The organism is Yinghuangia soli, from assembly GCF_021502675.1.
GTDB lineage: Bacteria > Actinomycetota > Actinomycetes > Streptomycetales > Streptomycetaceae > Yinghuangia > Yinghuangia soli.
Window position 1 is genome coordinate 80,616 of the sequence record NZ_JAKFHA010000017.1, and the last position, 12,752, is coordinate 93,367.

Annotated in this window: 12 protein-coding genes; 4 read left to right on the forward strand and 8 right to left on the reverse strand. The window is 71.7% G+C overall.

The genetic code is table 11. The annotated features are described in order from the left end of the window. Window positions 1-115 precede the first annotated feature (115 nt). From LZ495_RS25685 to LZ495_RS25700, 4 genes are all read left to right on the forward strand, one after another. Window positions 116-1,108: a metal ABC transporter substrate-binding protein gene (locus LZ495_RS25685; protein ID WP_235055252.1), complete on the forward strand. Its 993-nt coding sequence runs from the start codon at window positions 116-118 to the stop codon at window positions 1,106-1,108. Between the two features lie 95 nt (window positions 1,109-1,203). Beyond that, on the forward strand, window positions 1,204-1,989 hold the full coding sequence (locus LZ495_RS25690; protein ID WP_235055253.1) for a metal ABC transporter ATP-binding protein: 786 nt from the start codon (window positions 1,204-1,206) through the stop codon (window positions 1,987-1,989). A gap of 85 nt (window positions 1,990-2,074) precedes the next feature. Further along, entirely contained in the window at window positions 2,075-3,031 is a 957-nt protein-coding gene (locus tag LZ495_RS25695) for a metal ABC transporter permease (protein WP_235055254.1), read from the forward strand. After that, the gene (locus LZ495_RS25700; RefSeq protein ID WP_235055255.1) at window positions 3,028-3,444 is read left to right on the forward strand and encodes a Fur family transcriptional regulator; all 417 of its coding nucleotides are present in this window, start codon (window positions 3,028-3,030) and stop codon (window positions 3,442-3,444) included. The genes LZ495_RS25695 and LZ495_RS25700 overlap by 4 nt, the downstream gene beginning before the upstream one ends. A gap of 145 nt (window positions 3,445-3,589) precedes the next feature. On the opposite strand, the gene LZ495_RS25705 is transcribed toward LZ495_RS25700, so the two are convergent. From LZ495_RS25705 to era, 8 genes are all read right to left on the reverse strand, one after another. Next, window positions 3,590-4,414, reverse strand: a complete 825-nt coding sequence (locus LZ495_RS25705; protein WP_235055256.1) for a TIGR03943 family putative permease subunit — start codon at window positions 4,412-4,414, stop codon at window positions 3,590-3,592. Beyond that, window positions 4,411-5,544 carry a permease gene (locus LZ495_RS25710; protein ID WP_372498644.1) on the reverse strand — a complete coding sequence of 378 codons (1,134 nt, stop codon included), beginning with the start codon at window positions 5,542-5,544 and terminating at the stop codon, window positions 4,411-4,413. The genes LZ495_RS25705 and LZ495_RS25710 overlap by 4 nt, the downstream gene beginning before the upstream one ends. Window positions 5,545-5,737: 193 nt before the next feature. Next, the gene (locus LZ495_RS25715; RefSeq protein ID WP_268823370.1) at window positions 5,738-6,628 is read right to left on the reverse strand and encodes an isoprenyl transferase; all 891 of its coding nucleotides are present in this window, start codon (window positions 6,626-6,628) and stop codon (window positions 5,738-5,740) included. A 29-nt stretch (window positions 6,629-6,657) separates the two neighbouring features. After that, a complete protein-coding gene (recO, locus tag LZ495_RS25720) occupies window positions 6,658-7,410 on the reverse strand; it encodes a DNA repair protein RecO (RefSeq protein ID WP_235055259.1) in 753 nt (250 codons plus the stop codon). Between the two features lie 79 nt (window positions 7,411-7,489). Continuing rightward, a complete protein-coding gene (locus LZ495_RS25725; protein WP_235055260.1) occupies window positions 7,490-8,110 on the reverse strand; it encodes a TerB family tellurite resistance protein in 621 nt (206 codons plus the stop codon). A 163-nt stretch (window positions 8,111-8,273) separates the two neighbouring features. Next, window positions 8,274-9,182 (reverse strand): TauD/TfdA dioxygenase family protein, encoded by a 909-nt coding sequence (locus tag LZ495_RS25730; protein ID WP_235055261.1) that lies wholly within the window; start codon window positions 9,180-9,182, stop codon window positions 8,274-8,276. Between the two features lie 360 nt (window positions 9,183-9,542). Beyond that, a complete protein-coding gene (gene leuA, locus LZ495_RS25735) occupies window positions 9,543-11,306 on the reverse strand; it encodes a 2-isopropylmalate synthase (RefSeq protein WP_235055262.1) in 1,764 nt (587 codons plus the stop codon). 395 nt (window positions 11,307-11,701) lie between these two features. Then, the gene (era, locus tag LZ495_RS25740) at window positions 11,702-12,661 is read right to left on the reverse strand and encodes a GTPase Era (protein WP_372498645.1); all 960 of its coding nucleotides are present in this window, start codon (window positions 12,659-12,661) and stop codon (window positions 11,702-11,704) included. Window positions 12,662-12,752 lie beyond the last annotated feature (91 nt).

A 12,752-nucleotide genomic window follows, 5' to 3' on the forward strand; every position in this document is an offset into this window, starting at 1 on the left:
GCCCGCGCGACGCCGTAAGAGCGCACGGTGACCGCGCACGGAGGCGCGCGAGGAGCGCTCCGCCGAGGCCGGACGCAATTGACAATCATTGTCATCTGAGTTGAGAATGATTGTCATGAACATACGCCGTGCCGTCCCCGTCTCGCTGCTCGCCGCGACCACCGCCTCCGTGCTCCTGCTCACCGGCTGCGGCTCGGGCGACAAGGCGGATGCGGCCTCCGGCAGCGGCTCGGTGGACGTGGTGGCGGCGTTCTATCCGCTCAAGTTCGTCGCCCAGCAGGTCGGCGGCCCCGACGTGAAGGTCTCCAGCCTCACCAAGGCCGGCGCCGAGCCGCACGACCTGGAGCTCAACCCCAAGCAGGTCGCGGCCGTCTCCGACGCCGACGTGATGGTCTACCTCAAGGGCCTGCAGCCCGCGGTGGACAAGGCCGTCGAGCAGAACAAGCCGAAGAACGTCGTGGACGCCGCCGCGCTCAGCCCGCTGGAGGAGCACGGCACCGAGGTGGACGGCGCGGACGAGCACGGCCACGCGGAAGGCGAAGGCGAGAAGCACACCGAGGACGACGGCCACGACCACTCCGTCGCGGACGGCGCCGACCCGCACATCTGGCTCGACCCCGAGCGCCTGGCCGCGGTCGCCGCCGGCGTCGGAGAGACCCTCGCCAAGGCCGACCCCGCGCACGCGGACGGCTACCGCACCCGCGCCGCCGAGTTCAAGACCAAGCTGGACGCGCTGGACCAGGAGTACAAGACCGGTCTGGCAACCTGCCAGCGGAAGGACTTCGTCACCAGCCACGCCGCCTTCGGCTACATCGCCGAGCGCTACGGCCTGAACGAGATCGCCATCAACGGCGTCAACCCCAAGTCGGAGCCCTCCCCCGCGCGCATCGCCGACCTGCAGAAGCTGGTCAAGGAGAAGGGCGTCACCACCGTCTTCTTCGAGACCCTCGCGAGCCCCAAGACCGCCGAGACGCTCGCCCGCGACACCGGCGTGAGCACCGCCGTCCTCGACCCGATCGAGGGAATCAAGGACGAGTCCAAGAACGATTACTTCTCCGTGATGCGCGCCAACCTCGATGCTCTGCGGAAGGCCCTCGGATGCTCGTGAAGTCGCGGGGGCGGACCGCCCTCCCCGCCCAGTCCACCCGCTCGGGCGACCGCCCCGATGCGGGTGGACCCGCCCCGTGCCAGGGTGGTGCCACCATGACCGATACCGACATATCCACCGCTCCCGTCGTCCGCCTGACCGGGGGCACGGCCGCGCTCGGCGGCCGTCCCGTGCTGCGCGGCGTCGACCTCAAGGTGGGCCCGGGCGAGGTCGTCGCCCTGCTCGGCGCGAACGGCTCGGGCAAGTCCACCCTGGTGCGCACCCTGGTCGGGCTCGTGCCGCTGACCGGCGGCAGCATCGACCTGTTCGGGACGCCGTACGCGAAGTTCAAGGACTGGTCGCGCATCGGCTACGTGCCGCAGCGCACCACCGCCGCCGCGGGCGTCCCGGCGAGCGTGCGCGAGGTGGTCGCATCCGGCCGGCTGACCCGGCGCCGGATGTTCGGCCTGAGCCGCGAGGACCGCGCGGCGGTCGACGAGGCGCTGACCGCGGTCGGCATGCTGGACCGGGCCGGCGACGGCATCGCGAACCTGTCCGGCGGCCAGCAGCAGCGCGTGCTGATCGCCCGGGCCCTGGCCCGCCGCCCGGACCTGCTGATCATGGACGAGCCGATGGCCGGCGTGGACCTGGCCAACCAGGAGATCCTCGCCGAGACGCTGCGCCGCCAGCAGGAGGAAGGCCGCTCGGTCCTCCTCGTGCTGCACGAACTCGGCCCGCTGGAGCCCCTCATCGACCGCGCAGTGGTGCTGCGCGACGGCTGCGTGTGCCACGACGGCGCCCCGCCGCCCGCCACCGGCCAGCACGCGCTGCCCGGCCACGACCACGTGCACCCGCACGCGGACGACCACCACCACCGCGTCACGCCGGGGCTGCTGTCATGACCGGCAGCCCGCCCCCCGCTGCCGCGTCCCCCTCGCCCGAACACCGCAGGCCCGCCCTGCCCGATGCCTTCCTGGAACTGCCGACGTGAGCATGCTCGACTACGACTTCATGCAGCGCGCGCTGCTCGCCGCGCTGCTCGTCGGCATGGCCGCCCCCGCGGTCGGCGTGTACCTCGTGCAGCGCCGCCAGGCGTTCATGGGCGACGGCATCGGGCACGTCGCGCTCACCGGCGTGGGGCTCGGGCTGATCATGCACCAGTCCCCGGTGCTCTTCGCGGTCCTGACCGCCGCGGCCGGCGCGGTCGCCATCGAGCTCATCCGCGAGCAGAGCAAGGCGAGCGGGGACGTCGCGCTGTCGGTGCTCTTCTACGGCGGCATCGCGGGCGGCGTCATGCTGGCCAGCAAGTCCGACAGCGGCGCCAATCTCGACGCGTACCTCTTCGGCCAGTTGGTGTCCGTCTCCCCCGACGACATCAAGATCATCGTGGTGCTGGCGATCGCCGTGCTCGCGGTCACCATCGGGCTGCGGCGCGCGCTGTTCACCGTCTCGCAGGACGAGGAATTCGCCCGCGTCACCGGCCTTCCGGTACGCGCCCTCAACCTGCTCGTCGCGGTCACCGCCGCGGTGACCGTCACCGTCGCGATGCGCGTCGTCGGCCTGCTGCTGGTCAGCGCGCTCATGGTGGTCCCGGTGGCGATCGCCCAGCAGCTGACCCGCAACTTCGCGGTCACCATGGCCGCATCGATCGGCATCGGCGTCCTGGTCTCGGTCTCCGGCACCGCGGTGACCTACTACAGCGACACCCCGCCCGGCCCGACCATCGTGCTGCTGGCCATCGGGCTGTTCATCGTGGTCGGCATTCTGGCCACGCCGCTGCGGGTCCGCCGGGCGCACCGAGCGTCCGCCGCCGCGACCGAGGACGACCTCGATATGGCCGGCAACGCGCACCCCGACGCCGACCTCGCCGCTTCCGGCACAATGTCGGGGACGAGCCGTGCCCCCGCTGCCGTCGAGAACGCCGTCGAGGAGGAGCCCCGGTGACCACCGCGAACAGCCAAGCCCGTGGCAGGTCCACGCGGCAGCGCACCGCCGTCTCCAGCCTCCTGGACGAGGTCGAGGACTTCCGCAGTGCGCAGGACCTGCACGACCTGCTCAAGCAGCGGGGCGAGTCGGTCGGGCTGACCACGGTCTACCGGACGCTCCAGGCGCTCGCCGACGCGGGCGAGGTGGACGTGCTGCGCACCCAGGACGGCGAGGCCGTCTACCGGCGCTGCAGCCAGGGCCACCACCATCACCTGGTGTGCCGCGCGTGCGGCCGCACGGTCGAGGTCGAGGGCCCCGCGGTCGAGCGCTGGGCGGGGCGGATCGCCTCCGAGCACGGCTTCACCGACGTCTCGCACGAGCTGGAGATCTTCGGCACCTGCGGGCCCTGCACGCTCGCCGCGCGCGGCTGACCCGCCCACCGCACAAGCTGTACGCCGAAGCCTCCGCGCTCCCACCACCTCCGGGTCCACCCCGTAAGCCACGCGCGTGCACGAATCCCTCGTGCACGCGCTTCCTGCTGCCCGGGCACAGCTGCCCGGGCTCAGGGGAACCGCCTTACTCGTACGGCTCCTTCGGTGGCGCGATGCGTTCCACCAGGGCCGCGGTGAGGGCCGGGGTGGCGTTCTCCGAGCCGGTCTCGCCGTTCTTGAACCACGTGCCGGTGACCTGCACCCACGCATCGGTGGGCGGTGCCGGGACGCCGCGGACCTCCACCTTGCGGGCCACCGCGTCGGCCGCGCAGCAGCTGATCACCAGGCGGTTGACGAACCACGAGCCGTCCTTGCCCGGGGTCACGAAGCCCATGAGGCGCACGTTGCGGCCCTTGAGGGTCTCGGCGGTGTCCCACACCGCGCGGACCCCGAAGTCGCCCAGGGTCATGTCGTACGGGTCACCCGGCGGCAGGGCCGGGAAGCCCGCGTCGACGGTCTTCGCGGCCGGCTTGGCGATCGTGTTGTCGGAGCGCTCGGCGGTGTAGGAGCCGAGCGCCGGGGGCGCGATCAGGAACAGCGCGATGACCGGCAGGCAGAGCAGCCAGGCGACGTGCGGGCCCTTGCTGTGGTCATGCCCGTGCGCGTCCCCGCTGCCGTGCGCATCGCCATTGCCGTGCTCGCCGCCGTGCTCGTGTTCGTGGTGATGCGCGTGTCCGTCGGCGTGCACGTGGCCGTCCGCCCCCGCGTGCGCGGCGCGTTCGTGCTTGCGCAGGATGCCGTCCCGCACCACCCCGACCGCGCCCAGCGCCAGCAGGATGGCTCCCGAGGCGATGAGGGCAGGCCGCAGGCCCTCCTTGACGTACCGCAGGTACATCGCGTCGTCGAGCGAGATGCGCAGCAGGGCCGCGCCGATGAGGACCAGGACGATCGACTGCACGTCGCGCTTCACAGGAGCCACCATCCCACCGCAAGGCTGGTCAGGACCGCGACCGCGAAGGTCGCGGTGCTGAACCGGACCGCGAACGCGCGGCCGAACGTACCGGATTGCAGGGCGATGAGCTTCACGTCCACCATCGGCCCGACCACCATGAACGCCAGCTTCGCGGTCGGCGAGAAGCCGGTGAGGCTGGCCGCCACGAACGCGTCCGCCTCCGAGCACACCGCCAGGATCACGGCGAGGAACGCCAGCGCCAGGACGCCGATCCACCAGTTGTCCGAGACCGCGTCGATGACGTCCTTGGGCACCGTCACGTTGAGCGTGGCCGCGGTGATCGCGCCGACCACCAGGAACCCGCCCGCGTGCAGGAAGTCGTGCTGCATGCCGACCCGGAAGTCCTCCCAGCGGGAACCCGAGGACGGCTCGCTGAAGCGCTTGGGGATGCGCAGCCACTCGGCCTTGCCGAACCGCACCCACAGCCAGCCCATGATCACCGCGGTGGCCAGCGAGGCGCCGAACCGGGCGAAGACCATCTCGGGCTGGTTCGGGAACGCCACGGCCGTCGCGGTCATGACGATCGGGTTGATCGCCGGCGCGGAGAGCAGGAACGCCAGCGCCGCGGCCGGCGCCACACCGCGGGCCATCAGGCCGCCCGCGACCGGTACGGAGGCGCATTCGCAACCGGGCAGGACCGCGCCCGCGGCGCCCGCGACCGGCACCGCGAGGGCCTGGTTGCGGGGCAGCACCTTGGTGAAGACGGACGGCGGCACGAAGGCCGTGATGGCCGCCGAGATGACCGTGCCGAGCACCAGGAACGGCAGCGCCTGGACGGCGATCGCCACGAAGACCGTGCTCCAGGTCTGCACGGCGCGGGCGTCGAGGCGGTCCGCGATCCACGACTGGCCGACCAGCAGGAGCAGCAACCCGAGGACGAACAGCTCGAGTTGGCCGAGCCGCAGGCGCGGCGGCGCGGCCTGCCCCGGCCCGCCCCCGGGCTTGCCCGCAGTGGTGCCGGGGCCGGGCCCCGGGGCAGCGCCGGCGGGCCCGCCCTGGTCGGGGACCGCCGGGCCGGCGTCGGGCGGCGCGGATGCCGCGGGTGGGATGCCGTGGGCCGGCGCAGTTTGCTCGGACATGGCCTTCATGCTGGCATCAGCCGGGCCGTGCCGCGGCCATCTGCCGCTGCGATTCGGGGCGTTTTGGCCGGGCTTTACCGGAGTCCCGGCAAACTCGCCGCGGCTACCGCGTTCCAGCCTTACGGGCGACGCCCGTTCGGAGGGCGCCCGGGCGTGCGCGGCGGTCGCTCGTGCGACCGCCCGGGCCCGGGCGGACACCGGCTCAGCGGGCGGATTCGGCCTCGGCAGGTTCGGCAGCCGCGGCGTCGGTCCCCGCCGCGGTCACCACGTTCGGCAGCGCGCCGCCGTAGCGCCGGTCGCGGGCCACGTACGACTCGACCGCCTTCCACATGTGGGTGCGGTCGAAATCCGGCCAGAGCACGTCGTCGAACACCATCTCGGCATACGCGGACTGCCACAGCAGGAAGTTCGAGGTGCGCTGCTCGCCCGAGGACCTGATGAACAGGTCGACGTCCGGCATGTCCGGCTCGTCGAGGTAGGCGGCGAAGAGCTTCTCGTCGATCTTCTTCGGGTCGATCTTGCCGTCCCGCACGTCCTGCGCGAGGGCCGAGGCGGCGTCGACGATTTCGGCGCGGCCGCCGTAGTTGATGCACATGGCGAGGGTGAGGCGCGTGTTGTCCTTGGTGCGCTCCTCGGCGATCTCCAGCTCGCGGATCACGCTCTTCCACAGCCGCGGCCGCCGGCCGCACCAGCGGATCCGGACGCCCAGGTCGTCCATCTCGTCGATGCGCCGGTGGATGGTCTCGATGTTGAAGCCCATCAGGAAGCGCACCTCCTCGGGCGAGCGCTTCCAGTTCTCGGTGGAGAACGCGTACGCGGAGACGTACTCGACGCCGATCTGCGCGGCCCCTTCGACCACGTCGAACAGCGACGCCTCGCCCGCGGTGTGCCCGTCGGTCCGGGCCAGGCCGCGCTCCTTGGCCCAGCGGCCGTTGCCGTCCATCACCAGGGCGACGTGCTTGGGCACCGCGTCGGCCGGGAAGACCGGAGGCTGCGCGCCGCCCGCGTGCGGCTTGGGGTCGCGGTATTCGTGCGGCTGCCGGGCTCCGGGCCGCGGGGCCTGCCGCTGCGTCCCCTTGCGGAAGGAGGGCAGTCCCCATCGGCTTCGGCCGCGTGCCTGACTCACGATGAACGCTCCACCAGTCTCAACGAGCGGATACCCCGCTCCAAGTGCCATTGCAGATACGCGGCCACCAGGCCGCTCCCCTCGCGCCGGTGCCGCGATTCGCTCGCGTCGGCACCCGCCCAGTCTCCGGTGAGCAGGGCGCCGAGCAGGTCGAGGGTCTCGGGAGAGGGTACGACGGATCCGGCCGGACGGCAGTCTCCGCAGACCACGCCGCCGCCGGGGACGGAGAAGAAGCGGTGCGGCCCGGGCAGCCCGCAGCGGGCGCAGTCGGCGAAGCTGGGCGCGTAGCCGGCCACCGCGAGCGAGCGCAGCAGGAAGGCGTCCAGAACGAGGCCGGGGTCGTGCGAGCGCACCGAGAGGGTGCGCAGCGCCCCGATAAGCAGCAGGTACTGCTGCAGGGCCGGCTCGCCTTCGTGGTCGGTCAGGCGCTCGGCGGTCTCGAGTATGGCGGTACCGGCCGTGTACGCCGGATAGTCGCTGACCAGCGAGCCGCCGTGGGCGGCCAGGGTCTCCACCTGCGTGATGGCGGGCAGGCCGCGGCCCGGGAAGTCGCTGCCCTTGACGAAGAACTGCACGTCGACGTGGGCGAAGGGCTCCACGCGCGCGCCGAATTTCGACTTGGTGCGGCGCACGCCGCGCGCGACGGCCCTTATACGGCCGTGGCCACGCGTGAGCAGCGTGATGATGCGGTCCGCCTCACCCAGTTTCTGGGTGCGCAGCACCACACCCTCGTCGCGGTAGAGACCCATGGGTCCATTATCGGCCGCCGGGACCGACACGGGACCCGGAGCGCGCGTTCGGCGCCCTCGGCCGGGTCCGGGCGCGCGTTCACAGCGGCATGTGGCCGGCCGCCTCGTCCAGAACACGGTCGGTCTCGGCGCGGGTGAGCCCGAGCCGGGCGCCGGCCGAGAGCAGCATGTCGAGTTCGAGGGTGCGGTACGGGCCGTCGGCCAGCGCCACCATGGCGGCCACCGACACCAGGCGGGCGCGGCCTTCGGGGACGAGGTGGTCGGCGAGCGCGTCGAGCGCCTCGGCCGCGTCGTCGTCGCCGACGTGCGCGTACAGGTCGGCGGCGAGCAACTCGTCGGTGTAGGCGGCCACTCCGGCGTCGCGCACCGCGCAGACCGCGGCCGCCCGGGCAGCGGGCGAGGACTCCCCGCCCGCGACCAGGGCGCCGACGGCCAGGGCGCGCGTGACGTCGCGCAGCAGGACGGTCAGCCGGCGGCCGGTCGGGACGTCGAGGACACCGCGGTCGAACCCCAGGCGGCAGACCGCGCATTCGACGCTTCCGGCGGCCCGCGACAGCGGCATCACGTGCAGGCCGAGCACGATCAAGTACCGGCGGCCCAGCCCGTATTGGTACCGCCGGTCGCCACCGCACTCCGGGCAGTGGAACTCGCCGTCGTCGAGCACGGTCCGGACATTCCGCACCCCCACGATGACCACCATGGCGTGGCTCCCCTGCACCCCTCGGCCGCGACGCGCCCGCGCGTTCTCGCGTTCGATGGTGGCACAGTTTTCACCACACGTCATCAGATAGGCACACAGAGCTACAGTTTGCTGCGAGTGGCCGGGGCCCGGGATTCCGGTGGTGCTGCAGAGGCGGGAGTGGTCAGTACGGCCGGTCCCCCAGGATCGCGGCGCGCTCCATGACGCGGACGTGCGGGTGGTAGTCGTTGGTGGCGTAGTGCGCGGTCGCCCGGTTGTCCCAGATCACGACCGAGTCCGGCGTCCAGTGGAACCGCGCCTGGTACTCGGGGTACGTGGTCTGCTTGAAGAGGAACGCCAAGAGTTCCTCGCTCTCTTCGTCCGGCAGGCCCACGATGTGGTCGGTGAAGAACTCGTTCACGAAAAGCGTCTTGCGGCCGGTCACCGGGTGCGTGCGGACGACCGGGTGTTCCACCTGCGGGTATTCGGCGCGCATCGCGGCGAACCGCTCGGGGTCCATGAACATGCCGAACGAGAACGCGAAGTCGTGGACCGCGGTGCGCCCTTCGATGCGCTCCTGGATGTCCGCGGGCAGGTTGTCGTACGCCGCGGCGAGGTCGGCCCACAGCGTGTCGCCGCCGAACTCGGGGACCTCGACGGCGCGCAGCACCGAGCCGAGGGCCGGCTCGGCGCGCCAGGTGACGTCGGTGTGCCAGGCGTTCTCGACGCCGACACTGTCCGCGTCCTTCGCGAACCGCACCACCTCGGGCACGTCGCCCTGCGCGAGGAACGGGTGCACTTCGAGGTCGCCCCACAGCCGCGCGAAGGCGCGGTGCTGCGCGGAGTCGATGGGCTGGTCGCGGAAGAAGAGGACCTTCCATTCGAGCAGCGCGCGGTCGAGTTCCGCGAAGAGTTCGGGGCCGACCGGCTCGCGCAGGTCCACGCCGCGGATCTCGGCACCGATCAGCGGCCCGCTGGGACGCAGCTCGAACAGCTCGTACGGCGCCGGCTCGACGCCCGCCGGGAGCCGGCGCAGCACGCGCGAGCCGATCGCGGTGCGGCGCTCTCCGATGCGGTTGCGGATCGTGGTCATGGCAAGCCCTCCCGGTCGCGGCGATGTGCCTGCCGGGAGATTAAGACACGTGACTTAACTTAGGAAGAGGCACATCCGATCCGGAAACAATTCGGCAGCATCGCGGCCGCATTTCGGCAAGGCCGCGGCAACAACGCGCCGGAGCCGAGGAGGCGGCTGCGGGGCCGCGGGGGAAGTGCGGGGCCGCTTGCGGCCGGACCGGCCGCCCGGCGGACGGCGAGGCTCACCCGCGGTGCGGGCGGCGTGGAAAGCGCAACGGCCCCCGGCGGATGCCAGGGGCCGTCGCAGTCGCGCGGGTGCGTCCGCTACGCGTGGCGCGCGTAGGTCGCGGGTGTGGTGCAGAGGTTGCCCGGTGCCGCGTCAGTTCGTGCCGCGGGCCGCCCGGTTGACCGCGCTGACGACCGCCTTCAGCGAGGCGCGCACGATGTTCTCGTCCACGCCCACGCCCCACAGGACCTGGCCGTCGACCGCGCACTCGACGTACGCGACCGCGCGGGCGTCCTCGCCGCCGCTCATGGCGTGCTCGGTGTAGTCCAGCACGCGGACGTCGAAGCCGATGTCGCCCAGGGCCCGCACGAACGCGTCGATCGGGCCGTTGCCGACGCCCTCCAGCGTGGTGTCGGCGCCGTCGACGCTCATGTCGACCGCCAGCGCGTCGCGGTCGTTGTCCACCGACTGCGTGGAGTGCGCGCGCAGCGCCAGGCGGCCCCACGGGGCGTCCGGGGTGGGCAGGTACTCGTCCTGGAACACCGACCAGATCTGCGCCGGGGTGACCTCGCCGCCCTCGGCGTCGGTCTTGCCCTGGATGATCCGGGAGAACTCGATCTGCAGGCGCCGCGGCAGGTCCATCTTGTGGTCGGCCTTCATCACATAGGCCACGCCGCCCTTGCCGGACTGGCTGTTGACCCGGATGACCGCCTCGTAGGTGCGGCCGACGTCCTTCGGGTCGATCGGCAGGTACGGGACGCCCCACAGGATCTCGTCGCGCGTCTTGCCGGCCGCGGCGGCGTCGCGCTCCAGCGCCTCGAAGCCCTTCTTGATGGCGTCCTGGTGCGAGCCGGAGAAGGCGGTGTAGACCAGGTCGCCCGCGTACGGGTGGCGCGGGTGCACGGGCAGCTGGGTGCAGTACTCGACGGTGCGGCGGATCTCGTCGATCTCCGAGAAGTCGATCATCGGGTCGATGCCCTGGCTGAACAGGTTCATGCCCAGCGTCACCAGGTCGACGTTGCCGGTGCGCTCGCCGTGCCCGAACAGGCAGCCCTCGACGCGGTCCGCACCGGCCATGACGGCCAGCTCGGAGGCGGCGACCGCGGCGCCGCGGTCGTTGTGCGGGTGCACCGAGATGGCGATGTGCTCGCGGCGGGTCAGGTTGCGGCTCATCCACTCGATCTGGTCCGCGTACACGTTGGGCGTGGACCGCTCGATGGTGGCCGGCAGGTTCAGGATGATCTCGCGGCCGGCCTCGGGCTGCCAGACGTCCATGACCGCCTCGCAGACCTCCAGGGCGAAGTCCAGCTCGGTGTCGATGAAGATCTCGGGAGAGTACTCGTAGCCGAACGCGGTCTCCGGGCCCAGGTGCTTCTCGGCGAAGCGCATCACGTGCTCGGTGCCCTCGACGGCGATGGTCCGGCACTGGTCGCGGTCCACGTTGAAGACCACGCGGCGGAAGATCGGCGCGGTGGCGTTGTACAGGTGCACGGTCGCCTTGGGGGCGCCGACCAGCGACTCGACGGTCCGCTCGATCAGCTCCTCACGGGCCTGGGTCAGCACCGAGATGGTGACGTCGTCCGGTACCGCGCCGTCTTCGATGATGCTGCGGATGAAGTCGAAGTCGGTCTGCGACGCGGCCGGGAAGCCGACCTCGATCTCCTTGTAGCCCATCCGCACCAGCAGGTCGAACATGGTGCGCTTGCGGGCCGGACTCATCGGGTCGATCAGCGCCTGATTACCGTCCCGCAGGTCGGTGGACAGCCAGCGCGGGGCGGTGGTGATGGTCTTGGACGGCCACGTGCGGTCCGGCAGCTGCACGCCCTGGAACGGCGCGTACTTGTGGATCGGCATGCCCGACGGCTTCTGCGTGACAGTGGCGGCCGTGACGGGGGTGGCGCGGTCGATGGAGGACATGCGGCAGGCTCCTCGAAGGAAGAACGGCGCTGCGGCTGCGCAACGCGTCGGCTGGCGTATCGGCTGGCGTACTGGTGGGACTCGATAGGCCGGCGCGTGAACCTGCAACAGGCAATGCCTCAACCCCGCGGCGAGGGAGGCCGGCCCGTTCCGATCAGTTGGGCGAGCCCTCGCCGCGGCGGCTAAGAAGAAGCTGCCACTGACGCATGATGCCCGACACCCTACCCGACGCTGATCTCCGAATGCACATTCGCCCCTGCGGCGCGGGCCGCCGGGGTGTGGATCGCGCCACTTTCACGTGCCCTTTACACGCATCGCGGCGACAATGGATCCCGGAGAGACACGGCGCCGCCTTCACCTCCCCTTTGGAAGGCGGCGCCTTTCCCTGTCCGGGCTCAGAAGCCGAGGCGGCGGAGCTGCTTGGGGTCGCGCTGCCAGTCCTTCGCCACCTTCACGTGCAGGTCCAGGTAGACCGGCGTGCCCAGCAGCGCCTCGATCTGGCGGCGGGCACGCGTGCCGACGTCCTTGAGGCGGGCGCCCTTGGCGCCGATGACGATGGCCTTCTGGCTGGGGCGCTCCACGTACAGGTACGCGTGCACGTCCAGCAGCGGCTTGTCGGCCGGGCGGTCCTCGCGCGGGATCATCTCCTCGATCACCACGGCAAGGGAGTGCGGCAGCTCGTCGCGGACGCCCTCCAGGGCCGCCTCGCGGATCAGCTCGGCGGCCATGATCTGCTCGGGCTCGTCGGTCAGTTCGCCGTCCGGGTAGAGCGGCGGGCCCTCCGGGAGGAGCTTGGCGAGCAGGTCCGCGACCAGCTCGACCTGGTCGCCGGAGACCGCCGAGACCGGGATGATCTCGGCCCATTCGAAGCCGAGGTCGGCGGCCATCCGGTGCACCGCGACGAGCTGTTCGGCGAGGGTCTTCTTGTCCACCAGGTCGGTCTTGGTGACGATCGCGACCTTGGGGGTCTTGCGGACCTCGGCGAGCTCCTTGGCGATGAACCGGTCGCCGGGCCCGACCTTCTGGTCGGCGGGCAGGCAGAAGCCGATGATGTCGACCTCGGCCCAGGTGGTGCGGACCAGGTCGTTGAGGCGCTGGCCGAGCAGCGTGCGCGGCTTGTGCAGGCCCGGGGTGTCGACCAGGACCAGCTGGGCGTCCGGGCGGTGCACGATGCCGCGGACCGTGTGGCGGGTGGTCTGCGGACGCCCTGAGGTGATCGCGACCTTGGTGCCGACCAGTGCGTTCGTCAGGGTGGACTTGCCCGCATTCGGGCGGCCGACGAAGCAGGCGAAGCCGCTGCGGTGGACCGCGGGGCGCGCGGCGGCGGAGGTGGGGCGATCACTCATGGCGTTCATTGTCCCTCAGCGGCGGGCGTGTTCCGACCGCCGGTGCCTGTGCGGTGCCGCAGCCCGCCCGCAGCGGGCTGCGGTCGCCGGTCCCGCTGTC

Coding starts and splice junctions, on each gene's coding strand:
- LZ495_RS25685 (WP_235055252.1), top strand. CDS start 116: ATGAACATACGCCGTGCCGTCCCCGTCTCGCTGCTCGCCGCGACCACC.
- recO (WP_235055259.1), bottom strand. CDS start 7,410: ATGGGTCTCTACCGCGACGAGGGTGTGGTGCTGCGCACCCAGAAACTG.
- LZ495_RS25690 (WP_235055253.1), top strand. CDS start 1,204: ATGACCGATACCGACATATCCACCGCTCCCGTCGTCCGCCTGACCGGG.
- LZ495_RS25725 (WP_235055260.1), bottom strand. CDS start 8,110: ATGGTGGTCATCGTGGGGGTGCGGAATGTCCGGACCGTGCTCGACGAC.
- era (WP_372498645.1), bottom strand. CDS start 12,661: ATGAACGCCATGAGTGATCGCCCCACCTCCGCCGCCGCGCGCCCCGCG.
- LZ495_RS25730 (WP_235055261.1), bottom strand. CDS start 9,182: ATGACCACGATCCGCAACCGCATCGGAGAGCGCCGCACCGCGATCGGC.
- LZ495_RS25710 (WP_372498644.1), bottom strand. CDS start 5,544: ATGAAGGCCATGTCCGAGCAAACTGCGCCGGCCCACGGCATCCCACCC.
- leuA (WP_235055262.1), bottom strand. CDS start 11,306: ATGTCCTCCATCGACCGCGCCACCCCCGTCACGGCCGCCACTGTCACG.